Origin of the sequence: Kribbella rubisoli, assembly GCF_004217145.1 — a bacterium.
GTDB classification, from domain to species: Bacteria; Actinomycetota; Actinomycetes; order Propionibacteriales; family Kribbellaceae; genus Kribbella; species Kribbella rubisoli.
This window is the reverse complement of the sequence record NZ_SHKR01000011.1, coordinates 1,263,491-1,288,194: the sequence shown is the minus strand read 5'-3', so window position 1 is coordinate 1,288,194 and position 24,704 is coordinate 1,263,491. Positions and strand designations below refer to the sequence as shown.

The following is a 24,704-nucleotide window of genomic DNA, read 5'->3' as shown; positions in this document are numbered from 1 at the left end:
GAAGTGTGTGGGGGAACGCTAGCGGATCTACGGTTTGAGGCCGTGTTTGCGGAGCCAGGGTTCGGGGTCGATGGGGGCGCCGCCGCCGGGGAGGACCTCGAAGTGGACGTGGGGGCCGGTGGTGTTGCCGGTCATGCCGATGCGGCCGACCATCGAGCCGGCCTGGACCGAGTCGCCGACAGAAACGTCGAACTCTTCCATGTGGCTGTACGACGTGACCGTGCCGTCGGCGTGACGGACCTTCACCTGGCGGCCGTAGGCGCCTTCCCAGTCGGCCTGGATGACCTCGCCGGCCATCACCGAACGGACCGGCGTACCCATCGGGGCCGCGAAGTCGAGGCCGGTGTGGTTGTGGGCCCAGCGGCCGCCGGCCTGGTTGAAGCGGGCGGTCAGGTGGTAGCCGGTCGTCGGGAGGACGATCTTCGGCGCGGCCTTCGCGATGGCGGCCGCCTTCGCGATCGCCGCCTGCTTCGCCACGGCCAGGGCCTTGGCCGAGGCGGCTGCCTTCTTCGCCGAGGCCGCCTTCGCGGCTGCCAGGGCGAGTGCCCGGCGCTGCGTCAGCGTCGCGTTCGCGGCCAGCTTCGCGGCGCGCTGCTTGGCGGCCTTGTCGGCCGCTGCCTTCTGGGTCGCCGCCAGCGACAGGTCGATCCGGGACGCGTCGCGGGACCCGAGGTCCCGGCGGTCGATCCGCGCCGAGGTGAGGGCGCCGGCCTGTGAGGGGCTCAGGCCGGTGCCTTCGTTCGCGGCGGCCGGACCGGCGGCCGACGAGCTGAGCCCGACGGCGGTGGTCCCGGCTGCGGCAGCCAGAGCGGCGGTCAGACCGATCAGCTGGGTACGGCGGGTTGCGAGTCGACTGAGTGAGCGGTGCTTGGCCACCCGGCGCGGGGCAGCCGGACGACGCGGTGCCGGCCGATCAGCTTCCGGCACGTCTTGGTGCGTAGGCACGAGAAAACCTTCCAGGGAGGGGCGTTCGCCGTTGAGGGGGTACGGCGACCTCAACGACCATAACGAGGAGCTCTCAAACGCCTCAAACACAAGTTGCGACGAGATGAACGAAATCGAACACGCTCGGTGAGAGCGTCCTGCCGCCGTGTACGCGCTCAGGCGTGAACCTGCCCAGTGAAGACTCAACTATCGGCGTGACGCGGATCACCGCCGAATTGGCGCCGACCAGGCCCTCCGCGCCGGTATAAGCCGTCCATATATTGAGAGCTTTGTCGACCGACTTACTAAACTTTCAATGGCGTCCCATACTGAAATGACACGAGCGACGAGAGGAGACGGGGATGACGCGCAAGCCGCCGTACTACCGCCTCCACATCGACCTTCTCCGGGTCTCCAGCGCGCTGTGTCTGCGCTGACCTGAGTCACCGCGTCTCCAGCTGACGGCGTCCGCGTGCGGGCGCCTGCTGCCCCTTGCCCTCCGCCGCCGCAGGGCCCGCGAAGCCTGCCCACCGCCAGGGAGTCTCATCGTGTCCACCACGTCAGTCACGTCTGTGTCCGGTGCATCCGGACCGCCGGCGTCCGCAGTACCGCTTGACGCCGATCTGCCCGTTGTCGCCCGCCGGCATCCGTGGCGCTGGGTCGGTGTTGCCGTTGTGCTCGTCCTGGTTGCGATGTTCGTGCACGGTCTCGCCACGAACCCGGGCTGGGACTGGCCGACGTTCTTCCAGTTCTTCGCCACCAGGACGATCTTCTCCGCACTCTGGGTGACCGTGCAGCTGACCGTGTACGGGACAGTGCTCGGGTTCATGCTCGGTGCGGTCCTCGCCTCGATGCGCTTGTCCAGCAGCCCGTTCCTGCAAGTAGTTGCCTGGGGCTACATCTGGGCGTTCCGCTCGATCCCGCTGATCGTGCAGCTGCTGTTCTGGTTCAACATCGCGTACCTGTACAAGGAGTTGAGTATCGGCATCCCGTTCGGCCCGGAGTTCGTGCACTTCAGTACGAACAACCTGTTCGGCCCGCTCGGCGCCGCCGTACTCGGACTCGCGTTGCATCAGGCGGCGTATGCCGCGGAGATCATTCGCGGCGGGATCATCTCGGTCGACGCCGGCCAGCTGGAAGCCGCGGCAGCGTTGGGGATCCCACGGATCCGGCAGTTCTTCCGGATCGTGCTGCCGCAGGCGATGCGGTCGATCCTGCCGAACGGCGCCAACGAGGTGATCAGCCTGTTCAAGGGCACGTCGATCGTCTCGGTGATGGCGATTCCCGAGCTGTTCTACCAGGTGCAGGTGATCTACGGCCGCAACAGTCGCGTCGTACCGCTGCTCATGGTCGCGACGGTCTGGTACATCGTGCTGACCACGCTGCTGTCGATCGTGCAGTACTACGTGGAGCGCCGCTTCGCACGAGGTACGACGCGATGATCGACGTGAAGGGTGTGCACAAGAGCTTCGGCGATCTCGAAGTGCTGAAGGGGATCGATCTCGACGTGCCGGCCGGCGCGGTCACGGTGATCCTCGGGCCGTCCGGATCGGGCAAGTCGACGTTGCTGCGGTCGATCAACCATCTGGAGAAGGTAGATCGCGGGCTGGTCCGGATCGACGGTGAGCTGATCGGATACAAGCGGCGCGGCGACAAACTGCACGAGTTGCGTGAGCGGGAGATCCTGCGGCAGCGGTCGCAGGTCGGGTTCGTGTTCCAGACCTTCAACCTGTTCGGGCACCTGACAGTGCTGCAGAACGTGGTCGAGGCGCCGGTGTCCGCGCAACGGCGCAAGCGCAGCGAGGTCGAGCCGTACGCGCGGGAACTGCTCGAGCGGGTCGGGGTCGGCGACAAGGCCGACGTGTACCCGCGGCAGTTGTCCGGGGGCCAGCAGCAACGCGTCGCGATCGCCCGTGCGCTGGCACTGAAACCGAAGGTCCTGCTGTTCGACGAGCCCACCAGCGCACTCGATCCGGAGCTGGTCGGCGAGGTCCTCGACGTGATCAAGGAGCTCGCCCGCGACGGCGCCACGATGGTCGTCGTCACCCACGAGATCGGCTTCGCCCGGGAGATCGCCGACACGGTGATCTTCATGGACGACGGCCGGATCGTCGAGTCGGGTGCACCGCGCGAGGTGCTCGACAACCCTGTCCACGAGCGCACCCGCGCTTTCATCTCGAAGGTTCTCTGATGAAACGGCTTCTTGTCCTTTCCCTTGCGCTGCTCACGCTTGCCGGATGCGGCGCGCAGGCAACGGCTGCCTCGGACACCGGCGTGAATACGTCGGCCGAGCAGAACCGGATCACCGCCACTCGCAACGATTCCGCTGCCGCACTGCTGCCGGCCGAGATCCGCGACCGCGGGACTTTGATCGTCGGCGGCGGGTTCGGGTCCGGCAGCGTGCCGCTCGGGTTCTACGCGGATGACAACAAGACCCCGATCGGTCTCGAGGTCGACATCGCGTATCTCGTCGCCGAGGCGCTCGGGCTGAAACCGGAGATCGAGGTGACGAGCTGGGAGAACCTGTTCGTCGGGCTCGACTCCGGCAAGTACGACGTGGGGTTCTCGAACATCACCGTGACGGAGAAGCGGAAGCAGAAGTACGACTTCGCGACGTACCGCAAGGACGATATCGCGTTCGAGGCGAAGAAGGGCGGGACCTGGCGGGTTACCGGCGCCAAGGACATCGCCGGGAAGACGATCGCGGTCGGGTCCGGCACGAACCAGGAGAAGATCCTGGTCGACTGGAACGAGGCGAACGTCAAGGCTGGGTTGCCGGCAGCAACGATCAAGTACTTCCAGAAGAACACTGATACATACCTGGCGTTGAGTTCAGGGCGGATCGACGCGTACCTCGGGCCGAACCCGTCGATCGCGTACCACGTGAAGACGTCGGGCGAGACCGAGACGATCGGCAAGTTCTCCGGCGCGGGGCCGACGCTGCAGGGCCTGATCGCCGCGACGACGAAGAAGGACAACGGCCTGGTGAAGGCCTACCAGGCGGCTCTGAACGCGGTGATCGCAGATGGCAGCTACGCGAAAGTCCTCAACCGCTGGAACGTCTCCACGGAAGCGGTCACCACATCCGAGGTGAACCCACCCGGCCTCCCACTGACGAGCTGAAGGACGACTGATGAGAAGAAGTTGGAGTTTGCTGTTCGGGATCACTGTGCTGGTGCTCGCCGGCTGTGCTGACCCGCAGACCAGCCCGCCCGCGACGGGCGGCGACGCATCGCAGGTCGCCTTCGACACGTCCGCGAAGCAGACGCACATCACCTCGGCCAAGGTGGACAGCATCGCGGCCGAGTTGCCCGCTGCGGTGCGGGAGAGTGGGAAGCTCGTTGTAGGGAACGGGTCTGCGGGTGGTGGATTGCCGCCGCTGGGGTTCACGGCGGATGACAACAAGACTCCGATCGGGGTCGAGATCGACATCGCGTACCTGGTCGCGAGTGTGCTCGGGCTGCAACCCGAGATCGACACCACCAGCTGGGAGAACTTGTTCCTCGGGCTCGACTCCGGGAAGTACCAGGTCGGGATCTCGAACATCGGGGTGTCCGAGTTGCGCAAGGAGAAGTACGACTTCGCGACGTACCGGCTCGGTCTGCACGCGTTCGAGGCGAAGAAGGGGTCCGGCCTGAAGATCACCGGCCCGGCCGACATCTCCGGCAAGACCGTCGCGGTCAGCTCCGGCACGCTCCAGGAAGCGATCCTGGTCGACTGGAACAAGCAGAACGTCGCAGCCGGCCGTAAACCCGCGAACCTCAAGTACTACCAGCAGGCCGCCGACACGTATCTCGCGCTGCAGTCCGGCCGTATCGACCTGTACCTCGGCCCGAACCCGAACGCGTCGTACCACGTCGCGACGCAGCATCAGACCGAGATCGTCGGCACGGTCTCGTCCAGCTACCCCGTACAGGGTCTCGTCGGCATCACCACCAAGAAGAACGACGGCCTGGTCAAGCCGCTCGCCGACGCGCTCAACGCGGCGATCGCGGACGGCAGCTACGCGAAGGTCCTGGCCAAGTGGGGCCTGCAGGCCGAGGCCGTGCCGAAGTCGTTGATCAACCCGCCCGGTCTGCCGAAGAAATAGGAGAACTCGATGGCGACCATTGCAACTGTCTCGAGCAGTCCGTCGGTCCCCTCCCGCACGGACGCCGTTCTCGACTATGTCACCAAGCGCCTGATCAGCCACGGCCACACCGTGACCCCGATCGTGTTGCGCGATCTTCCGGCCGAGCCGCTGCTGCGAGGTCAGGCCGATGACCCGGCGATCGCTGCGGCGGCTGCGGTACTCGCGGCTGCGGACGCGGTCGTCGTCACGACGCCGGTCTACAAGGCGGCGTACTCCGGTCTGCTGAAGGTGTTCCTCGACCTGCTGCCGCAGTACGCGCTGAAGGGCAAGACCGTGTTGCCGTTGGCAACGGGCGGTACGCCGGCGCATGTGCTGGTGATCGACTATGCGCTCCGGCCGGTGCTGACGAGTCTCGGTGCGGAGGCGATCGGGCAGGGGTGGTTCGTGCTGTCGTCGCACATCCGGTTGTACGACGGGGGCGGACTGCTGCTCGATCCGGCCGCGTCTGTTCCGTTGTACGGCGTGACCGAGGCGTTTCTCGCGACGATCGAGGGCGAGCAGGTTGTCGAGGGCGGCGCGGTGCAGGCCGCTGCCGTCGAGGCGGTCCGAGTACGGCCGGACGATCCTGAGGCGGCGCCGTTGCTGGCGGATCTCGTGGTCGAGTACAGCACGCGCTACGGGCGGACCACTGCGAATACGCAGCTGACCGAAGTACCGGCGTCTGACTTTCAGGTCGAGAGCGGCGGGGCGTTCGTGCTGCTGCGGTACGGCGGTCAGACGGTGGCCGGAGGCGCCATCCGCCGGTATGACGACGAGACCGCTGAGGTGAAGCGGATGTGGACGTCGCACCTGCATCGACGGCAGGGGCTGGGGCGTCGCGTGCTGGCGGAGCTGGAGGCGGCAGCTGCGGATCTCGGGTATCGGCGGCTGTACCTGACAACGGGGCCGCGTCAGCCGGAGGCGGCCGGGTTGTATCTGGCGACCGGGTTCGAACCGCAGTTCGACACGTCGGCTGATCCCGAGTCGATCGGTCCGCTGCCTTTCACGAAGGAGATTCCGGTGGCCTTGAAGGTGGCGTCATGATCGTTGGTCTCGAGATCGATGGTGCGGGAGCGGATCCGGCTGCGTGGCGCGGGGCCGAGGTTGATCCGCGCGCGATCCTCACCGGTGAGTTGGCGCTGCGGGCGGTGCAGCGGGCGGAGGCGGCCGGGGTCGACTTCGTGACGCTCGTCGACGCGTTGGAGGCGCCGGACGACGTACCCGATCGGGTGAGCGTGCGGCTGGATGCGTTGGGGCTGGCCGCGCGGATCGCGCCGCTGACGGAGCGGATCGGATTGCTGCCGGCGATCACCGTCACGCATACGGAGCCGTTCCACGTGCAGGCTTCGGTGGCCACGCTGGATCACATCTCGGGCGGACGGGGTGGATGGGTCGCGGAGGTGTCGTCGTCGGCCGCTGCGGCTGCGGTGGTTGGTCGCCGTGAGCCCGCGCCTGCTGCGGAGACCTGGCGGGAGGCGCGGTACGTCCTCGACGCGAGCCGGCAACTGTGGGACTCCTGGGACGACGACGCCGTCATCCGCGACGCGTCGACGGGTCGGTACGTCGACCGCGAGAAGCTGCACTACGTCGACTTCGAGTCCCCTACGTTCAGCGTCAAGGGTCCGTCGATCGTCCCGCGGCCACCGCAGGGCCATCCTGTCACCGCGATCCGGGCGAACACGCCCGACGCGTTGGAGGCAGCCGCTGACGCGGAGGTGGTGTTGTTGCCGGACCCGGATCTCCAGGCCATCACAATCACGCGCCTTCGGGCGTCCGGAGCGGGGGAGGGGCGGGCGCCGGGCGATTGTGATGGCCTGGCGATCCGGCACTCCGGCCCACTGGTGCTGGTGTCGGTCGAGGTTCGGCCGCACGTCGACGGCGTGGACGGCCTCGTCGGGCTGATCGAGGGGTGGGCGGCGGCGGGTGCCGACGGCGTACATCTGCGGCCGGGGTCGCTCGAGCTGGATGTGCCGGTGATTGCCGATCAACTGCTGCCGTTGCTGCGGGAGCGTGGGCTGGTCGGACCGGCTGAACGGGGTGGGAGTTTGCGGGGGCGGCTCGGGTTGGTGCGGCCATGAGTAAGCAGATCCATCTGGCTGCGCATTTCCCGGGTGTGAACAACACGACCGTGTGGGCGGATCCGCAGGCGGGGTCGCAGATCGCGTTCGAGTCTTTCAGGCAGCTGGCGGAGACGGCGGAGCGTGGGACGTTCGACTTCTTCTTTCTGGCCGAGGGTTTGCGGCTGCGTGAGGTGAAGGGAAAGATCCACGACCTCGACGTGGTCGGCCGGCCTGAGTCGTTGACCTTGTTGAGTGCCTTGGCGGCGGTGACAACGCACCTCGGTCTGGCGGCGACGGTGAACTCGACATTCAACGAGCCGTACGAGTTGGCGAAGCGACTGTCGACCCTCGACCACGTGTCGGGCGGTCGCGCGGCCTGGAACGTCGTCACCTCGTGGGATGCGTTCACCGGCGAGAACTTTCGCCGCGGCGGGTACCTCGACAAGGCCGATCGATACGTCCGCGCTCAGGAATCGCTGCGGATCGTCCGCAAACTCTGGGACTCCTGGACCGCGGACCAGCTCGTCCTCGACCAGGCGGCGGGTGCGTTCGCCCGCGAGGGCGCTGGGGCCTTCGCGGACGAAGGCGCGCATTTCACCATCCGCGGACGGTTCGGACTACCGCCGTCACCGCAGGGCAGGCCAGTGATCATCCAGGCTGGTGACAGCGACCAGGGGCGGGAGTTCGCGGCGTCCGACGCGGACGTGATCTTCAGCCGGCACGGGACGTTCGAGGGCGGGAAGGCCTTCTACAAGGACGTGAAGTCGCGGCTGCCGAAGTACGGGCGGACCGAGGATTCGCTGAAGATCATGCCGGCGGTGACGGTCGTGGTCGCTGACACGGACGACGAGGCGATCGACAAGGCGGCCTACATCCGGGATCAGCAGGTGTCCGGTCCGACCGCACTCGTGCTCGCCGAACTGCTGTGGGGACGCGACCTGTCGGCGTACGACCCGGACGGTCCGCTGCCGGCCGAGGACCCGGTGGTGGGGTCGTCGGTGACGCAGGGGCGGGTCGGGTACAACGATCCGGTCCCGATCGTCGCGGAGTGGCGCGCGCAGGCGGAGGCGCACGGCTGGTCGCTGCGGCAGACGGTCATCAACCAGCAGAACCGGCAGACGTTCATCGGCTCGCCGACGACGGTCGCGGAGGCCGTCAACCATCACGTCCAGGAGGACGCCGCGGACGGCTTCGTGCTTGTCCCGCACCTCACGCCGAGCGGCCTCGACGAGTTCGTCGACCGGGTGGTGCCGTTGTTACGCGAGCGCGGCGTCTTCCGTTCGGAGTACGCCGGTACGACGCTCCGCTCGCACCTCGGGCTGCAGGCATGAGCGTGGCCGAGCTGCATCCGTGGAAGGAGCCGCCGGCGACCATCGTGTTCGTCGGCGGAGGACCGCGGACCGTCGGCCTGCTCGAGCGGTTCGCGGCCAGTGCGGCGGAGTTGCTCGACGGGCGTGAGGTCGAGATCCATGTGGTGGATCCGTATCCGGTCGGTGGCGGGCGGATCTGGCGGCGTGCGCAGTCGCGGCTGCTGTGGATGAACTCGATGACGTCGGACGTCACGATCTTCACCGACGAGTCGGTCGAGTGCGACGGGCCGATCGTGCCGGGTCCGGACCTCGCGACCTGGGTCGCCGGTGAGGGGGCGGTGATCCTGGAGAAGGCCGGGCTCGAGCCGCCGGGGCCGATGGACTTCCCGCCGCGGCTGGTACAGGCGGAGTACCTGGCGTGGGTGTGGGAGCGCGTCGTCCGCGATCTCCCCGCGACCCTGACCACCCATCGCGAGCGCGCGGTCGAGCTCACCGCGGACCGGCGGGTGGTGCTCGAGTCGGGTCGGGAGATCGCGGCCGACGCGGTAGTACTTGCCCTCGGCTACTTGGATCGGTTGCCCACGGCATCGGAGTCGGCGTGGGCGGCGCAGGCTGCGGATGCCGGCCTCACGTACATCCCGCCCGGCTACACCGCGGACGTCGACCTCGACGGGTTGTGGCCGAAGGCGCCGGTGATCGTGCGCGGGTTCGGTCAGGCATTCATCGACCTGATGGTCCTGCTGACCGAAGGTCGAGGCGGCTGGTACGACGAGTGCTCCGGGCTGCTCACCTATCACCCGTCCGGCGAGGAGCCGGTCTTGTACGTCGGGTCGCGGCGCGGCGTGCCGTACCACGCGAAGCTCGGCTACACCGTCGCCGGTACCAAGCCGGTGCCGACGCGGTACTTGACGGCCGAGGCACTTGGTGAGGGGCTGCTTGATTTCGATCGGGATGTCGCACCGCTGATCGAGAAGGAGCTGGCGTACGCCCACTACAAGCAGTTGTTCACAGCCCACCCCGAACGAGTCCGATGGTCGTGGGCCGAGTTCGCGAATGCTCTGGAGACCTGGTCCCCGGAGTTCGAGGCTGTTGTGGCTGCTGCTGTGCCTGATCCCGCGGATCGGTTTGTGCGGCGCACAGTGGATCGGCCGCTGGCCGGTCTGCGCTTCGAGGACCGAGCGAGCTTCGAGCGGTTCATGACCGAGCTGATCGAAGGTGATCTGCTGCGGCGGGCGGATCCGGCGTACTCGGCGGATCTCGCGGTGTTCAACGCATTGCTGAGTATTTACAGCGTGTTGTCCCGGGCGATCACCGACGGGCAGTTGACGGACGAGGATCGCGTCCGCCGCGTCGAGACCGAATGGCACGGCTTCTTCTCGTTCGTTGCCAGTGGACCGCCGCCGCGACGGTTGGAGGAGCTGCTCGCACTGCATCGGGCCGGGATTGTCCGGTTCGCGGGTCCCGACCTTGATGTTGCTATCGACAACGATCAATTCGTTGCCATGAGCCCCGATGCCGGCGGGGAGATCCGCGCGCGGGCCTTCGTCGAAGCGCGGCTGCCGCGGCCCGACGTACTCGCGACGACCGATCCGCTGCTGCGCGGCCTGCTCGACTCTGGTGCGCTCGCGGCCGACGAGCTGTTCGCGGCCGACGGGACCAGCCTCGGCGGCGGGCAGCTCAAGGCCGACTCCCGGTCCCGGGCGATCCGTGCCGACGGGTCCACCCACGACGCGCTGTTCCTGCTCGGGCCGTCGGTATCCGGCTCGGCCGGCTCGTCCGGATTCTCCCGGCCGCATTTCAACGGTCCCGGCTTCCGGCAGAACGACGCCGTGGCGCGGGACCTGCTCAAGCTGCTCGCACCCACCGTACGGAAGGAAGAACGCCATGCCAGTTGAGTTCCTGGGCATCGCCGGGACCAACCCCGCCAGCGAGGTCACGCCGCGAACCGGCGGCCCGCTGGACCTGGAGTACACGGCCAAGCTCGCCCGTGCTCACGAGGACAACGGCTGGGACCGCATCCTGTTCGCGTATCACTCCGGATCGCCCGACCCGGCCCAGGTCGCGGCGTACGTCGCCGGCCGCACCGAGCGCATCAATCTGGTCGTCGCGCACCGGCCGAACGTCGCCTACCCGACCCTGACCGCGAAGACGTTCGCGACGCTGGACCACATCAGCGGTGGCCGGTTCGAAGTCCATGTGATCACTGGCGGCTCGACCGCGGACCAGGCCGCCGAGGGCGACTTCCTCGCGAAGGACGACCGCTACGGGCGAACGCGCGAGTTCATCCAGATCCTCAAGCAGGCCTGGACCTCCGACTCCCGATTCGACTTCAACGGCGAGCACTATCGCTTCGAGCAGTTCCTCGCCGACATCAAACCGCTCCAGCAGCCCCGGCCACGGATCTCGTTCGGTGGCTCGTCGGCAGCCGCCTACGCGGTCGGTGCCGCCGAGGCGGACATCTTCGCGCTCTGGGGCGAACCGCTCGCCGGGACTCGCGAACAGGTCGCCACGATCGACGCCGAGGCCGCTCGTGCGGGCCGGGCGGACCGGCCGACCATCCAGATCGCGTTCCGGCCGATCGTCGCGCCGACCGAGGAGCTCGCCTGGGAGAAGGCGGAGAGCATCCTCGGCCGGATCAAGAACGGGCCGGCTCCGGCACGTCTCCGCTCGAAGACGCCGGAAAACGCCGGCTCCCAGCGACTGCTCAAGGCCGTCGCGGAAGGCGAGCGCCACGACCGCGCGCTGTGGACCGCGCCCACCGGTGTTACCGGTGGAGGCGGTAACTCGACCGCACTCGTCGGTACGCCGGACACCGTCGCGGCCGCGCTGCTCGACTACTACGACCTCGGCATCCGGATCTTCTCCGCCCGCGGCTACGACATCTACGACGACGCGGTCGACTTCGGCCGCTACGTCATCCCGCTGGTCCGCTCCGAGGTAGCCCACCGCGAACAGAGGAAGGCGTCATGACAGTCATCTCCGATCTGGAACAGGACTGGCACACCTGGCACGCGGCACGCGAACGCGACCTGGACACCGACTACGGCTGGCTGTCCGTCGTCGCCTTCGACTGGCTGCCCACCTCCCCGGTCGCACTGCCCGGTCTGCCAGGTATCTGGTGGTCCGACGACCAGCGTGCGCACATGACGGCTGACGGGCAGCTGACACTCAGTGGTGAACCGGTGAACGGCACAGTGTCGGCCAGCGTCCCCGAAGCTGGTTCGCTCAGCTGGCTGCTGTACGGCGACCGCCTGGTCGAGCTGGTGCTCCGCGGCGGGCAGTACGCCGTACGGCAGCGGGACCCACGTGCTGCGACGAGGCAGGAGTTCACCGGCGTACCGACGTATCCGCTGGATGACCGTTGGGTCGTGACCGGGTACTTCACGCCGTCCGCGAAGCCGCAGCGAGTGGAGGTGTCCACCGCGCGGGAGGACCTGCGTCAGCATGTGACCGCGGTCGGCGCGGTGCATGTCGCACTGGGCGGCACGGCGTACGAACTGGTTGCCACTGCGGCAGGAGACGGGCGACTGAACCTGTCCTTCCACGACAAGACGAACGGCGAGGAGACGGCCCCCTGGCGCACTGTGACGACCGGACCGGTCGGGCGGGACGGGTCTGTGGTCATTGACTTCAACCGGACGATCAACCTGCCCTTCGCGTTCACGGCGTACGGCACCTGCCCCGCACCACCAGCCGGCAACCGCCTCGGCCTCCCGCTCACCGCGGGCGAGAAGAAGCCCCGATGAAGTTCTGTACCTACACGCTGATCGACAACTCGCCGGACCCGATCAGTGGGGTGCAGTTGACCCCGGCAGAACGGTTCCACCACGTCGTACGACAGGCACAGTGGGCAGAGGAGCTGGGCTTCGACGGGTACGGCGTGGGGGAGCGGCATGCGCAGCGCTTCATCTCATCGTCACCGCCGGTCGTCCTGTCCTACATCGCTGCCGTGACGTCGCGGATCCGTCTGCTGACCACGGTGACTGTTCTGTCGTTGCTGGACCCGGTGAGGGTGGCCGAGGACTACGCGACGCTGGACCAGCTGTCGGGTGGGCGGCTGGACATCATCATCGGCAAGGGGAACGACCCGGACCAGAACGCACTGTTCGGATACGAGCTGGACGGGCAGTGGGACCGTAATCGGGAGAAGTACGAGCTGCTCCGGCGGCTGCTGCGGGAGACAGGAGTGTCGTGGTCGGGTCAGTACCGCCCTGCGTTGACGGACGCGACCACGCAGCCCCGTCCGTACCGAGCGGATGGCATCCCGCTCTGGCATGGGTCGGCGTCGTCGACCGAGTCCACTGAGCTGGCGGCCCGCTGGGGTGACCCCTTGTTCTCGGCGAACGGGTTCCACCCGCTGGAGAAGTACGCCGGGTTGATCCGGCACTACCGGGAGCGCTGGGAGGCATACGGGCGGGATCCGGCCGACGCCGTGGTCGGTGCGGGGTTCAACGGGCTCTACGTTCGCAAGAGCTCGCAGGACGCGGTCGAGGGGACCGGCCGATCTTCGATGCGTTCATGGACTCACCGGGTGCGCGGCACAACCAGCTGCCGTTCCGGACGCTGGAGGATTTCCTCGAGGGCGGATCGGTGCTGGTCGGGTCGCCGGAGCAGGTGATCGACAAGTTCGGCCGCTACCAGGAGGCGTTCGGGCATGAGCTGTCCGGCGTCTCGCTGGAGGTCGCCGGACTCCCGGAGGACGAGAACCGGGAGTCCGTCGAGACCTTCGTCACAGAGGTCCTGCCAGTACTGCGCTCGTCCTACCCGAGCCGAGTCTGGGCCTAGCCGTACGTCGGGTCCTGCGGCCAGCCTTCGGGGGAGTCCTCCCAGTCCTCCTGGCGGCCATACGGCGCGTGGTCGAGGAGGTGGTTGACGAACAGCAACCGGTCGACACCGCGCTGGCCGGTCGAATAGGTGCGGTAAACGGTGTTGCCGTCGCGCAGGAACATGCTGAGGAGGAATCCACCGCCCGCGCCGCAGTCCGCGGAGAACGTCGTACCCGCCGAGGACGCGAACGGGACACTCCAGCCCATCTGCTTCCAGTAGCCGGCCATCTGGTCGAGCGGCATGTCCGAGACAGTCGCCCAGGCCAGTCCGCTCCGGGCCAGCACGTCGAGGTTGGTGACGTGCTTCGTGAAGTGCGTGCAGCCCGGGCAGAAGTGGTCCGGGCCGGAGTGCATGAACTGGTAGAGCGCGAGCTGCTGCTGGTCGCCGAACAGGTCCAGCAGCGTCACCGGCCCGTCCACCGACGCAAACGTGTACTCCGGGAACTCCACCATCGGCAGCCGCCGTCGCTGAGCGGCGATCCGGTCCTGCTCGCGGGTGGCCGCCTTCTCCGCGACCAGCAGCTCCGCACGAGCCTTCTCCCACTCCTCAGCCGAGACAACTGTCGGCATTGCAGTCATGAGCTGTCCTTCCCTTCTACTAGGTCCTACTCCTACGACGAAGCCGTCCGGCGGTTCTCGACATGATTTCTGCCGGTCGCAGACGAGTCTGGGTTCCCGGTGCCCGGACCGATAGGACTGTGCGCATGAGAATCGCGATTCTGGGTGGAACCCGGTTCATCGGCAGGGCTGTCGTGGAGCGCCTGACCGCGGAGGGCCACACGCTGCTGGTGGTCCACCGCGGCGACCACGAGCCGTCCGGCCTGGCGCCCGTCGAGCATGCCCACGTGGACCGCCACGACGGCGCGGCGCTGGCTGCAGCGCTCAAGCCGTTCGACCCGGAGGCGCTGGTCGACATCTCCGGCATGAACGCGGCAGCCGCCGACGCGGCGCTCGGTGCGGTCGGACCGGCGGTGAAGCTGGTCGCTATCTCCAGCTGTGACGTCTACCGCGCGTACGACGGTGTGCACTCGGACCGTACGACGGATGACCTGCCGTTAACGGAGGAGTCGCCGCTGCGGGAGCGCCGGTTCGTCGACGGATCGCAGTACGAGAACCTGGAGATGGAAGAGCGGTACCTGCCGCGTGGGGCGACTGTGCTGCGGCTGGGCGCGGTCTACGGCGAGCACGACTACCAGACGCGGTTCGAGTTCGTGCTGCGTCGTGTGCGGGCCGGCCGGAAGCGGATACCGGTCGGATCGGGGCAGTTCCTCTTCAGCCGCGTGTACGTCGGGGACGTGGCCGCCGCGGTGTCCTTGGCGCTCGCGGGGGATTTCCCGGACGCGTTCAACCTGGCGGAACCGTCCACAGCGCCGTACCGGCTGTTTGCCGAGCAGATCCTGGCTGCGGCGGACGCTGCGGACGTGGAGCTGGTGAAGGTGCGGGACGACCTGCTGCCGGAGGATCTCTCGCTCACCGGGACCGTCGCGCAGCATCTGCTGGTCGACTCATCGAAGGCGCGGAAGGTGCTCGGCTGGGCACCCGCGGAGCCGGCCGGGACCCTGCAGACTTCGGTCCGATGGCACCTGGCGAACCCGCCGGCTGACGCGTCCGACGACTTCTCCGCGGACGACGCCGTACTGAGGTGAAAATTGGTCAGAAGCACTCCAGGGAACCGGTATGCTTTCCGGGACGGACTGAGGGGCATGCAGGGTTGGCCGGCTCGATTTCACATCGAGGTGGCGGACCGTGTAATCTCTCTCCTCGGCCCGCCCCTTTAGCTCAGTCGGCAGAGCGTCTCCATGGTAAGGAGAAGGTCTACGGTTCGATTCCGTAAAGGGGCTCTGAGAACGGCGTCCCACCTCCGGGTGGGATGACGAACTCTCCCGGCGGGGTAGCTCAGGTGGTTAGAGCACACGGCTCATAATCGTGGTGTCGCGGGTTCGACTCCCGCCCCCGCTACCACCGATGCAGTATCTCGAGAGTGCGATCACCTCAGTTGCGCACTCCTGACAAGAAGAGGCAGCAGTGGCCAAGTCAACCGACATTCGCCCGAAGATCACGCTGGCGTGCACGGTCTGCAAGGAGCGGAACTACATCACCAAGAAGAACCGGCGTAACGACCCGGACCGTCTTGAGTTGAAGAAGTACTGCCACCGGTGCAACGACCACACCGACCACCGCGAGACCCGCTGATCTCAGCAGCTTCGCGAGGGCCGCTTCGGATTGCCGAAGCGGCCCTTTTGCTGTGCCCTCACACGGTCAGGATCGGGCGGCCGCCCTCATAAGCGGTGAGACGCTCGTCACGCGGAGTGAGGCAGCAGGAGCCACAGAGCGTGCCCTTGCCGACCTCGCTCGTGTAGTAGAGGCAGCAGGTGTTCCGCAGATAGACGAGCTTCCCGGCCGCGATCTCCACGTCGCCGAGGCGCTCGAGGCCGCCGGGTGCCTTCGCCACGAAGGTCCGCCAGCGGTCGAGTAGATAGGCCGGTTCCACGGTGATCTCCTCGCGGGTCGCCGCGCAGAATCCCATCGCGCATCCGGCCGCGACCGCACCGTGTACCTGCCGGAGCCCGGCCCGCGTCCGCTGGTGCAGCTCCTCGGAGAGCGGGAGCAGGTGCTGACGCAGTACGACGTCGTACAGCGTCTCCAATCCGCCGGGGAGGAAGGTGGCGGAGCGTACGGCGACGGCTGCGAGGCCGTGGCCTTCGTGCGGGCGGACCCAAAGGTTCTGCGGGCGGATGTCGAGGACGCGGCCCTCCAGCGCCCAGAGCAGGAGCGCGGTGGCCGGTGCGCGGCCGGCGTAGAACGACATCATGCTGAGCGCGTTCGCGTGGGCGGTGCGGTGGTTGCTGGCCTCGTCGTCGCGCTTGAGCAGCTCGGTGAGCTCGGGACTGCCCGGCTCGAGAATCCGGTCCACCCGGAGCCAGTCGTCACCCTCCGGTGCACCGATCTCCAGCTTGTACCTGGGCGCGTACTGCGCCAGCCCTGCGACTGCCGTCACCATCAACCTTCCCCAGTCGGATCGTGGGCGGCGGCACCCGTGGGACAGTCTGCCAGTAGGGTTAGCGGATATGACGATCGACGCCACGATGGTCGGCCGGAGCTACACGGCCGCCGAGTCCTACCAGGTCGGCCGGGAGAAGATCCGCGAGTTCGCCGCCGCGATCGGCGACCCCAACCCGGCGTACACCGGTGATGACGCGGTCGCGCCGCCGACGTTCGCGTTCATGCTCGGCAGCCGCGCGCTGGAGCAGCTGCTGAACGACGAGGAGCTCGGCCTGCGGCTGGACCGGATCGTGCACGGCGCGCAGAAGTTCAGCTACACCCGCCCGATCAAGGCCGGCGACGATATCGCCGCGACCGCGACCATCACCACCGTGCGCAAGGCCGGTGACGTCGAGGTGATCATGTACGAGACCGCCCTGACCACCGTCGACGGCGACCCGATCGCCACGTCGACATCGACGATCTCGCACAACCGGGGTGAATCGTGATCGAGGTAGGCACCGAGCTCCCGCCGCTGACCGTGACGTTCCGGCGCGAGGACCTGGTCCGGTACGCCGGAGCGAGCGGCGACTTCAACCCGATCCACTGGAGCGACCGGATGGCCGGCGCGCTCGGTCTGCCCGGCGTGATCGCACACGGCATGCTCACGATGGCGTCCGCAGTACGCGTGGTCACGGACTGGATCCCGGATCCGGCTGATCTGCTGGAGTACGGCGTACGGTTCACCAAGCCTGTCGTCGTACCGGATGACGACAAGGGCGTGAACGTGACGTTCTCGGCGAAGGTCGACAAGGTCGCGGACGGACGGGCCGAGATCGACATCACCGCAGTTGCCGGCGAGGAGAAGGTACTCGGCCGGGCCAGGGCGGTCGTGCGCGTCCAGTGAGAACGCATGTGTCGCTGGCCGACTACACCACGCTGCGAATCGGCGGGCCGGCCGACAAGTTCGTCGAGGTCAGCACCGAGGATGACCTGATCACGGCGGTCCGCGACGCGGACACCGCCGGCGAGCCGGTGCTGCTGCTCTCGGGCGGCAGCAATGTGGTGATCGGCGATGACGGATTCCGCGGGACCGTCATCAAGGTCGCGACCTCGGGGATCCGGGTCGACGCGGACATGTGCTCCGGCGCGATGGTGAACATCGCTGCAGGTGAGGACTGGGACGGCGTCGTACAGCAGGCGATCGCCGAGGAGTGGAGCGGCCTCGAGTCGATGTCCGGGATCCCTGGGCTGACAGGCTCGACACCGGTGCAGAACGTCGGGGCTTACGGTCACGAGGTCGCCGAGACGATCGCTTCCGTGCGGGTGTGGGATCGGGTTCTGGGGAAGGTCGAGACGATCTTCGCCGCGGACTGCGGATTCAGCTACCGCAACTCCCGCTTCAAGGCCGACCCTTCGCGGTACGTCGTGCTCGAGGTCACCTTCCAGCTGACGCTGGGCGATCTGTCGGCGGAAGTCGGGTACGCCGAGCTGGCCCGTGTCCTAGACGTAGAACCAGGCTCCCGCGCGCCGATGGCCGAGGTCCGCGAGGCCGTCCTGGGCCTGCGCCGCAGCAAGGGCATGGTCCTGGACCCCGCCGACCACGACACCTGGAGCGCCGGCTCCTTCTTCACCAACCCCATCCTCGACACCCCCGCCGCGGTCCCCGCCGGCGCCCCCCAATGGCCCCAACCCGACGGCCGGGTAAAAACCAGCGCCGCCTGGCTCATCGAGCACGCCGGCGTCTCCAAGGGCTACACAATCGGCGCCGCCGCAGTCTCCTCCAAACACACCCTGGCCCTGACCAACCAGGGCGGAGCCACCGCCAAAGAACTCCTCACGCTGGCCACCCACGTCCGCACCCAGGTCCAACACTCCTTCAACATCACCCTCGTGAACGAACCAGTCCTGGTGAACTGCTCCCTCTGAGCGGCTAACGACAGGAGGTAGTGCCCGGAACGGGCACTCGCCGCGGTCGGCTGAGCGTGGCCGGAGGTCGCCGGCACCACTACCTCCTGTCGTTAGCGGCCCTGTGGACAACTCCAGCGAGGATCCGGCCGAATCCAGCACGATCTATGGGTGACATCTGTTGTCGAGATCCTGGCGCGCCTGGGCGGCTGTGCGACGGCTGCCCAGCTGTCGGGGGTGCCGGCCGGGGCGTTGAAGGCCGCGCTGCAGCGGGGTGAGGTCGAGCGACTGGCCCGCGGGGTCTACGGGCTGCCGAGTCTCGGACAGGACCGCCTTGCCGCGATCGGGTACGACGGGGTCGTGTCACACACCAGCGCAGCGATTGCCTGGGGACTGCCGGTGCTGGTGCGCCCGGAGAAACCGCACATCACGGTGCCCGCGCACCGCAGACCGAGAGCCGGGCGCCCGGCCGAGCTGCATTGGGCTGCGGTCTCCACGGCTGAGCGTGCGGACCGGCTCACGTCCTTGGAGCGAACGGTCCTCGACTGCGCCCGGATCCTCCCGTTCGGCGAAGCCCTCGCGGTCGCCGACGCTGCGCTCGCCACCGGCAGGCTGATGAAAGACGAGCTGGAGTCGGCTGCCGTTGCGATGCGCGGACCGGGCCGCCCGAATGCTGTGTGGGTTGCGGACAAGGCGACCAGGCTGTCGGAGAGCTTTCTGGAGTCCATGCTGCGGAGTTTGCTGATCAGCGCCGGGGTCGACGGATTCGAGCCGCAGGTGGTTGTCCACATCGACGGCGTCCGAGTCCGGGTGGATCTCGGTCATCGACCGGCACGCCTCGCTCTGGAGGCCGAGGGGTACGCGTTCCACGGATCCGCGACGGCGTTCGCCGCGGACTGTCGGCGGTACGACGATCTGGTCACGGCGGGCTGGCTGGTATTGCGGTTCACCTATCAGCAGGTGATCGGAGAGCCCGCCTGGGTGGTCGAGACCGTGCGGAGTGCGCTGGAGCAGCGGACCGCTAACGACAGGAGGTAGTGCCCGTAGCGGGCGCTTCTGATGGTCGGCTGAGCGTGAGCAGTGGCCTCTGAGGGGACTACCTCCTGTCGTTAGCTCGGGCCTGAAAAAGTTTTTCAGTTGGACTTCACAATCAGTGCCTGGCTAGATAATCTTTTGCGCAATCTGATGGGAGGTGGGTAGTGAGGCGCAAGAGATTTTCTCGGCGGGAGGTGTTGGCCGGGCTGGGGGCGGCGGGGGCGGCGGCTCTGGTGCCGGGGTGTGGGAGTGGTGGCGGGCGGTCGGGGGCTTTGCAGGTTTGGGGTGGGGTGCCGGCCGCGTCTGGGCCGGGGGATGTGGTGAAGGCGTTTCAGGCGAAGTTTCCGCAGTACGCGGTGGACTACACGCGGTTCGTGAACGACGATCGCGGCAACCTCAAGCTCGATACCGCGCTGCAGGGCGGCGTCGACATCGACGTGTACTTCACCTACTCGCAAGGCGCGATGGCACTCAGGGCCGGGTCCGGACTCGCGGCGGACCTGACCGACCGGGTCACCAACGATCCGGAGCTGAAGGTGTTCCTCGACACCGAGCAGCCGCGGTCGTACATCGACAACGGCAAGGTGAAGGCGCTCGCCACCGCCCGCGAGCCGTTCTTCGTGCTGTTCAACGAGAAGCTCCGGCAGCAGGCCGGCGTGGAGCTTCCGCAAGCGTGGACGATCGACGAGTTCCGCAGTACGGCGAAGCGGCTGACCACGGACAAGACCGTCGGCGCCTACACCGTCCCGGACATCGCCCGGATCGCCCTCGGACCCAACTACTGGTACGACGGCAACCGCAGCAACTTCGGCGACCCGCACTTCGAGCAAGGGTTCCGGGTGGGTCGCGAGATGATCGCCGACGGTACGGCGTTCCCGTGGACCGAGGTCCTCGCCCGCCATCTCGACGCGTACCAGCAGAACTCGTTCCTGACCGAGGAGTTCCACCTCTGGTCGACCGCGCCGTTCAACCTGCGCTACCTGTACGACGCGAAGAAGTACCCGCACGATTTCAAGGTCTCGTTCGCCCCTTCGCCGACCGTCGACGGCAAGGACTGGAACGGCGGCTCGTACAGCAACTTCATCATGATCAACCCGAAGTCGCCGAAGTTCGAGGCGGCCTGGGCGTTCGTGAAGTTCTGGCTGACCGAGGGCGCGACGCCGATGCTCAAGGGCGGCAAGCTGCCCGCGCTCGGCGGCGTCACCGATGACCAGGTGATCACCGGCATGCTCGGCAAGGAGCCGGACAAGTACTTCGACATGGACTCGTTCCGCCGCGTCGTCCTCGAGGCGGATCCCAAGCTCGCGACCGATACCCGGCTGACGGGGTTCCCCGAGATCACTCTCGCCGTGAAACAGCAGCGCGACCTGTGCTGGCTGGGCGAGAAGGACCCGGGCGTCGCGATCCGTGAGGTACGGCGGCTCGCCGACGCCGCGATCGCCCGTAACGAGAGGAGGCCCTGATGGCCACCGCCGCAGTCGCCACCGCCTCGCGGGTCCGGACCGAGAAGGCGCCCGGGATCAAACCGCGCGGCTGGATCGGCTTCCTGTTCATCGCGCCGAACCTGCTCGGCGTCATCGCGTTCACGCTGATCCCGCTGATCAGCGTGGTGGTTCTCGCGTTCACCGACTGGAACCTGGTGTCCGGTCTCGGCGGCATCACCTTCAACGGCATCGACAACTTCGTCGCGATCGCCCGCGACCCCGGCTTCTGGCACGCGATCGGCCTGACGCTGGTGTACGTCGTGGTGTCGGTCCCGCTGACCGTCGTACTCGGACTGGCCCTCGGCATCGCGCTCAACCGCCCGCTGCCAGGCCGCGCCGTACTGCGGGCGATCTTCTTCCTCCCGTACATCGTCAACGTGGTCGCGATCGGCATGACGTGGCTGATGCTGATGAACCCGAAGGCCGGCCTGGTCAACCAGGTCCTCGATGCCTTCGGCATCCAACCGGGCTGGTTCGCCTCCTCGCACTGGGCGCTGCCCGCGCTGATCGTGATGGCGATCTGGGGCGGCGTCGGGTACTGCTCGCTGATCTATCTGTCCGCGCTGCAGGACGCCCCGCGGCAGCTGTACGAAGCGGCTGACATCGACGGCGCGTCCGCGTGGGCGAAGTTCCGCGTGATCACCTGGCCGTCGTTGCTACCGACAACGATCTTCCTGCTGGTCACGCTGATCATCGGGGCGTCGCAGGGCTTCGGCCTGATCGCGCTGATCACCGCGGGCGGCCCGGGCGACTCGACCACGACGATCTCGTACTACATGTACCAAACAGGCTTCCAGTTCTACCGGTTCGGCTATGCGTCCGCGATCGGCCTGGTGACGTTCGTCGGCGTACTCGTCCTGACGCTGCTGACCTGGCGTGCACAGCGAGGAAGGGCCCTCAATGAGTAAGAAGTGGATGTGGGGGATCCCGCTGTGGATCCTGGCGCTGGCGTTCCTCGCGCCGTTCGCGTGGATGATCTCGACCGCGCTGAAGCCGGACGTGGACGCGTACAAGATCCCGATGCAATGGATCCCGAACCCGTTCCAGTGGGACAACTTCACCACGGTGCTGACCGGCGCGACCTCGGTCCTCCCGGCGTTCGGCCGCTCGATCTTCGTCGCAGTACTGCGGGTCGCGGGCGAGCTGATCACCGCGACGATGGCGGGCTACGCCTTCGCGCGGATGTCGTTCAAGGGCCGCGACAAGCTGTTCCTCCTCTACCTCGCGACCGCGATCATCCCCGCGCAGTTGCTGCTCGTGCCGCGGTTCATCTACTTCCAGAAGCTCGGGCTGTACGACACGTTGTGGGCGTTGATCCTGCCGGGCATGTTCACCGTCCTCGGTACGTTCCTGATGCGGCAGTTCTTCATCAGCCAGCCGGCCGAGTTCGCCGAAGCGGCCCGGATGGACGGCGCGAACGAGTGGCGCGTGTTCACCCGGATCTACTTGCCGTTGGCAACGCCGGTGATGAGTGCGCTCGGCATCCTCGCGTTCGTCTGGTCGTGGAACGACTACGAGACGCCGCTGGTGCTGATCAGCAACCCGGACCGCTACACGCTCCCGCTCAGCCTGACCAACTTCGTCGACGAACAGGGACAGATCGCCCCCGGCCTGACGATGGCCGCCTCGGTGATCTCGATCGTCCCGGTGCTGATCGTGTTCGTCGTCCTGCAACGCCGGTTCATCGCCGCCATGACTCACACAGGGATCAAATGAACAACGTCTCAGGTGTCTTCCCGCATCTCGCCCAGATCGGCGACTTCGGTCCGCCGCGCAGCGAGCTCGGCGTCGGTTCGCTGATGCCGTGGAACGGGAAGCTCTACGTCCAGAACTACAACTCCCACAAGGCTCCGTCCGGCGCGGGCGTCAGCCTTCGCCGGATCGACGCCGACTTCTCGATGGAGATCGTCGCCGAGACACTCGGCGTCGACGGCACGTACACCAACCGGTTCGTGCACTTCCCGACGTCGAAGCTGGTGCTCGGGCCGCACGTGATCGACGAGCACCACAAGATCGTCACGATCCCCGAGCTCCAGCCGCTCCGGGTCTGCGGCACGTCGCGACACCTGACCAAGCCCGACACGCATGTGTACGTGCTCGCGATGGAGGGCGAACTGCTCGAGCTCGACCTCACGACGTACGAGTGCACGCAGCTCTTCGACCTGAACGACGAGCTCGGCACCGACGGCGAGATGAAGGTGCATTACAAGGACTGCTACACGTCGTTCGGCCGGCTCGTCGTGTGTTCCAACGAGTACGCCGAGCCCGAGTGGGCCGGCGAGCGGTCGCGGGGCCGGCTGGCGGAGTACAACGGGAGCGCGTGGAAGGTACTGCGGGAGGATCCGTTCACCGCGATCGGCGGGCGGCACGAATTCGGCGGGACGATCTTCGCGACCGGGTGGGACCGGGCCTCGGCGATCCTCGAGGTGTTCACCGAGGCGGATCAGCAGTGGACGCGGTACCGGCTGCCGAAGGCGTCGCACTGCTTCGACCACAAATGGCAGACCGAATGGCCGCGGATCCGGGAGGTCGAGCACGAGCGGCTGCTGCTCGACCATCACGGGATGTTCTACGAGTTGTCACCGTGGGCGTACGGCGGGCGGATCTGGGGCGTGCGGCCGATCTCGACGCACTTGTGGGTGCTGGGTGACTTCTGCTCCTGGCGCGGGATGCTGGTCGCGGGCGCGGACAACGCCTCGCCAAGCCACGGGCTGAACCCGACGACGGCCGAGCCGCAGTCGGGGTTGTGGTTCGGGAAGACCGACGATCTGTGGAACTTCGGGAAGCCGGCCGGTTGGGGCGGGCCGTGGTGGGAGACGCCGGTCGAGGCCGGAGTGCCCTCGGATCCGTACCTGATGACCGGGTTCGACGGGAAGTGCCTTCACCTGGAGAACTTCGGCTCTTCGCGGATGAACCTGACGGTCGAGATCGACTTCCACGGCCACGGACGGTTCGGCGCGGTGGAGACGCTGACGGTTGAACCGGGGCAGATCCGGACGCATGTGTTCCCGCCCGGTTTCAGTGCGCACTGGGTGCGGGTGGTGAGCGACACCGACGGTGTGGCCAGTGCCCAGTTCGTCTATACGTGATGATCGCTGGATGGCAGACGACCGGGGCAGTGGCGTGGGGAAGGAATTTCACATGGAGAGAGCTGGTACGCCGAGCCCGTTGCAGCTGGTCAAACGAGCGCTGCCCGAGCTGAACGGTGCGATGCAGCGGGTCGCCGAGCACATCCTGGCGAACCCGGACGAGGTCGCGCGCGGATCGATCACCAAGCTGGCCGAGGTCGCCCAGACGTCGGCCGCGACGGTGACGCGCCTGTCGACGCACCTCGGGTACGCCGGTTATCCCGCGCTACGGGCCGCACTGGCGATGGAGGTCGGCCGCGGGCTGGAGGCCGGGTGGGCGAGCGACATCGGCATGGCGATCGGTCCGGCCGATCCGCCCGAGCAGGTGCTGAACGTGCTCGCGTCGACCCAGGCGAACGCACTGCGCAACGCGCTGGCCGCGATCGATCTCGCCGCGGCGACGCGGGTCGCGGACGCGATCGCCGGCGCACGCCGTACTCATATCTATGGCGAGTGGGGTGACGCGGTCCCGGCCCGGGAGCTCTACATCCGGTTGCTGAGGATCGGGATCCCGGTGTGGTTCTTCGACGGGCCGCAGTCGTCGCAGATCGGCGCCGGTCTGCTCGGCTCCGGGGATGTGGCGCTGACCGTCACGCGCTCCGGGACCGACCCGACGACGCTGGAGTTCGTCCGCCGGGCGCACGAGGAGGGTGCGCTGACGGTCGCGATCACCGGGATGGTCGACTCACCGATCGCGCGGCTGGCCGACGTCACCTTCGACACCGGTACGCCGAACGGCGCCAACTGGACCGAGTTCTTCGCCGGCCGCGCGAGCGACGTACTGACGGCCGGCCTGTTGTTCGTGCTGGTCGCGCAGCGGGTGCCCGATCACCTCACCGCGAATCACCCGAACGGGCCGGGGCAGCCCGTCGTACATCCGGACGCCGATCTCCATCCCGACACCTTCGTCAATCCTGATACCTGAAAGGTTTCTGC

The 24,704-nt window shown here is 67.4% G+C and carries 27 protein-coding genes and 2 tRNA genes; 26 read left to right on the top strand and 3 right to left on the bottom strand.

The features are described from left to right. Positions 1-27: 27 nt before the first annotated feature. On the bottom strand, positions 28-945 hold the full coding sequence (locus tag EV645_RS09110) for a M23 family metallopeptidase (RefSeq protein ID WP_242000290.1): 918 nt from the start codon (positions 943-945) through the stop codon (positions 28-30). 341 nt (positions 946-1,286) lie between these two features. Between EV645_RS09110 and EV645_RS43350 the strand changes: the two genes are divergently transcribed. From EV645_RS43350 to EV645_RS42605, 13 genes are all read left to right on the top strand, one after another. Next, on the top strand, positions 1,287-1,361 hold the full coding sequence (locus tag EV645_RS43350) for a putative leader peptide (RefSeq protein ID WP_355483003.1): 75 nt from the start codon (positions 1,287-1,289) through the stop codon (positions 1,359-1,361). A 111-nt stretch (positions 1,362-1,472) separates the two neighbouring features. Continuing rightward, positions 1,473-2,366, top strand: coding sequence for an amino acid ABC transporter permease (locus EV645_RS09105; protein ID WP_130441631.1), 894 nt, complete (start codon positions 1,473-1,475; stop codon positions 2,364-2,366). Continuing rightward, a complete protein-coding gene (locus tag EV645_RS09100) occupies positions 2,363-3,115 on the top strand; it encodes an amino acid ABC transporter ATP-binding protein (protein WP_130441629.1) in 753 nt (250 codons plus the stop codon). Before EV645_RS09105 ends, EV645_RS09100 begins: the two co-directional genes overlap by 4 nt. Then, entirely contained in the window at positions 3,115-4,047 is a 933-nt protein-coding gene (locus tag EV645_RS09095; RefSeq protein ID WP_130441627.1) for an ABC transporter substrate-binding protein, read from the top strand. Before EV645_RS09100 ends, EV645_RS09095 begins: the two co-directional genes overlap by 1 nt. 10 nt (positions 4,048-4,057) lie before the next feature. Beyond that, positions 4,058-5,014 carry an ABC transporter substrate-binding protein gene (locus EV645_RS09090; RefSeq protein WP_130441625.1) on the top strand — a complete coding sequence of 319 codons (957 nt, stop codon included), beginning with the start codon at positions 4,058-4,060 and terminating at the stop codon, positions 5,012-5,014. A gap of 9 nt (positions 5,015-5,023) precedes the next feature. After that, positions 5,024-6,079 carry an NADPH-dependent FMN reductase gene (gene ssuE, locus EV645_RS43120; protein WP_130441623.1) on the top strand — a complete coding sequence of 352 codons (1,056 nt, stop codon included), beginning with the start codon at positions 5,024-5,026 and terminating at the stop codon, positions 6,077-6,079. Further along, positions 6,076-7,113: an LLM class flavin-dependent oxidoreductase gene (locus EV645_RS09080; protein ID WP_130441621.1), complete on the top strand. Its 1,038-nt coding sequence runs from the start codon at positions 6,076-6,078 to the stop codon at positions 7,111-7,113. Before ssuE ends, EV645_RS09080 begins: the two co-directional genes overlap by 4 nt. Then, positions 7,110-8,426 (top strand): NtaA/DmoA family FMN-dependent monooxygenase, encoded by a 1,317-nt coding sequence (locus EV645_RS09075; RefSeq protein WP_130441619.1) that lies wholly within the window; start codon positions 7,110-7,112, stop codon positions 8,424-8,426. The genes EV645_RS09080 and EV645_RS09075 overlap by 4 nt, the downstream gene beginning before the upstream one ends. Beyond that, a complete protein-coding gene (locus EV645_RS09070; protein WP_130441617.1) occupies positions 8,423-10,300 on the top strand; it encodes an FAD/NAD(P)-binding protein in 1,878 nt (625 codons plus the stop codon). Before EV645_RS09075 ends, EV645_RS09070 begins: the two co-directional genes overlap by 4 nt. Beyond that, positions 10,290-11,375 carry an LLM class flavin-dependent oxidoreductase gene (locus tag EV645_RS09065; RefSeq protein ID WP_130441615.1) on the top strand — a complete coding sequence of 362 codons (1,086 nt, stop codon included), beginning with the start codon at positions 10,290-10,292 and terminating at the stop codon, positions 11,373-11,375. The genes EV645_RS09070 and EV645_RS09065 overlap by 11 nt, the downstream gene beginning before the upstream one ends. Further along, the gene (locus EV645_RS09060; RefSeq protein ID WP_130441613.1) at positions 11,372-12,151 is read left to right on the top strand and encodes a DUF1684 domain-containing protein; all 780 of its coding nucleotides are present in this window, start codon (positions 11,372-11,374) and stop codon (positions 12,149-12,151) included. Before EV645_RS09065 ends, EV645_RS09060 begins: the two co-directional genes overlap by 4 nt. Continuing rightward, the gene (locus EV645_RS09055; protein ID WP_242000289.1) at positions 12,148-13,023 is read left to right on the top strand and encodes an LLM class flavin-dependent oxidoreductase; all 876 of its coding nucleotides are present in this window, start codon (positions 12,148-12,150) and stop codon (positions 13,021-13,023) included. Before EV645_RS09060 ends, EV645_RS09055 begins: the two co-directional genes overlap by 4 nt. Beyond that, on the top strand, positions 12,996-13,190 hold the full coding sequence (locus EV645_RS42605) for a hypothetical protein (protein WP_242000288.1): 195 nt from the start codon (positions 12,996-12,998) through the stop codon (positions 13,188-13,190). Before EV645_RS09055 ends, EV645_RS42605 begins: the two co-directional genes overlap by 28 nt. Here EV645_RS42605 and EV645_RS09050 read toward each other — a convergent pair. Continuing rightward, positions 13,187-13,810, bottom strand: coding sequence for a DUF899 family protein (locus EV645_RS09050; RefSeq protein WP_130441611.1), 624 nt, complete (start codon positions 13,808-13,810; stop codon positions 13,187-13,189). The two genes, EV645_RS42605 and EV645_RS09050, sit on opposite strands and share 4 nt — an antisense overlap. 125 nt (positions 13,811-13,935) lie before the next feature. Here EV645_RS09050 and EV645_RS09045 point away from each other — a divergent pair, with 125 nt between their 5' ends. From EV645_RS09045 to rpmG, 4 genes are all read left to right on the top strand, one after another. After that, positions 13,936-14,877, top strand: coding sequence for an NAD-dependent epimerase/dehydratase family protein (locus EV645_RS09045; RefSeq protein WP_198681522.1), 942 nt, complete (start codon positions 13,936-13,938; stop codon positions 14,875-14,877). Positions 14,878-14,999: 122 nt separating this feature from the next. After that, positions 15,000-15,072 (top strand) — tRNA-Thr (locus EV645_RS09040). Positions 15,073-15,116: 44 nt separating this feature from the next. Next, positions 15,117-15,193: transfer RNA gene (locus EV645_RS09035), tRNA-Met, on the top strand. Between the two features lie 63 nt (positions 15,194-15,256). After that, positions 15,257-15,424 (top strand): 50S ribosomal protein L33, encoded by a 168-nt coding sequence (gene rpmG, locus EV645_RS09030; RefSeq protein WP_130384703.1) that lies wholly within the window; start codon positions 15,257-15,259, stop codon positions 15,422-15,424. A gap of 58 nt (positions 15,425-15,482) precedes the next feature. Here the strand turns inward: rpmG and EV645_RS09025 are convergent, their stop codons facing one another. Further along, the gene (locus EV645_RS09025) at positions 15,483-16,232 is read right to left on the bottom strand and encodes a (2Fe-2S)-binding protein (RefSeq protein ID WP_130441607.1); all 750 of its coding nucleotides are present in this window, start codon (positions 16,230-16,232) and stop codon (positions 15,483-15,485) included. A 67-nt stretch (positions 16,233-16,299) separates the two neighbouring features. Here EV645_RS09025 and EV645_RS09020 point away from each other — a divergent pair, with 67 nt between their 5' ends. From EV645_RS09020 to EV645_RS08980, 9 genes are all read left to right on the top strand, one after another. After that, positions 16,300-16,722 carry an FAS1-like dehydratase domain-containing protein gene (locus EV645_RS09020; protein WP_130441605.1) on the top strand — a complete coding sequence of 141 codons (423 nt, stop codon included), beginning with the start codon at positions 16,300-16,302 and terminating at the stop codon, positions 16,720-16,722. After that, positions 16,716-17,120: a MaoC/PaaZ C-terminal domain-containing protein gene (locus EV645_RS09015; RefSeq protein WP_130441603.1), complete on the top strand. Its 405-nt coding sequence runs from the start codon at positions 16,716-16,718 to the stop codon at positions 17,118-17,120. The genes EV645_RS09020 and EV645_RS09015 overlap by 7 nt, the downstream gene beginning before the upstream one ends. Next, complete coding sequence (locus EV645_RS09010; RefSeq protein ID WP_242000286.1) at positions 17,117-18,142, top strand: UDP-N-acetylmuramate dehydrogenase; 1,026 nt, start codon at positions 17,117-17,119, stop codon at positions 18,140-18,142. Before EV645_RS09015 ends, EV645_RS09010 begins: the two co-directional genes overlap by 4 nt. A 150-nt stretch (positions 18,143-18,292) precedes the next feature. Continuing rightward, entirely contained in the window at positions 18,293-19,159 is an 867-nt protein-coding gene (locus tag EV645_RS09005) for a type IV toxin-antitoxin system AbiEi family antitoxin domain-containing protein (protein ID WP_130441601.1), read from the top strand. Positions 19,160-19,446: 287 nt separating this feature from the next. Further along, positions 19,447-20,619, top strand: coding sequence for an ABC transporter substrate-binding protein (locus tag EV645_RS09000; protein ID WP_242000285.1), 1,173 nt, complete (start codon positions 19,447-19,449; stop codon positions 20,617-20,619). After that, on the top strand, positions 20,619-21,548 hold the full coding sequence (locus EV645_RS08995) for a carbohydrate ABC transporter permease (protein WP_130441597.1): 930 nt from the start codon (positions 20,619-20,621) through the stop codon (positions 21,546-21,548). Before EV645_RS09000 ends, EV645_RS08995 begins: the two co-directional genes overlap by 1 nt. Next, positions 21,541-22,356 (top strand): carbohydrate ABC transporter permease, encoded by an 816-nt coding sequence (locus EV645_RS08990; RefSeq protein WP_130441595.1) that lies wholly within the window; start codon positions 21,541-21,543, stop codon positions 22,354-22,356. Before EV645_RS08995 ends, EV645_RS08990 begins: the two co-directional genes overlap by 8 nt. Beyond that, positions 22,353-23,729, top strand: a complete 1,377-nt coding sequence (locus EV645_RS08985; RefSeq protein ID WP_130441593.1) for a hypothetical protein — start codon at positions 22,353-22,355, stop codon at positions 23,727-23,729. The genes EV645_RS08990 and EV645_RS08985 overlap by 4 nt, the downstream gene beginning before the upstream one ends. 52 nt (positions 23,730-23,781) lie before the next feature. Then, on the top strand, positions 23,782-24,693 hold the full coding sequence (locus tag EV645_RS08980; protein ID WP_242000284.1) for a MurR/RpiR family transcriptional regulator: 912 nt from the start codon (positions 23,782-23,784) through the stop codon (positions 24,691-24,693). The last annotated feature ends 11 nt before the right edge of the window (positions 24,694-24,704 follow it).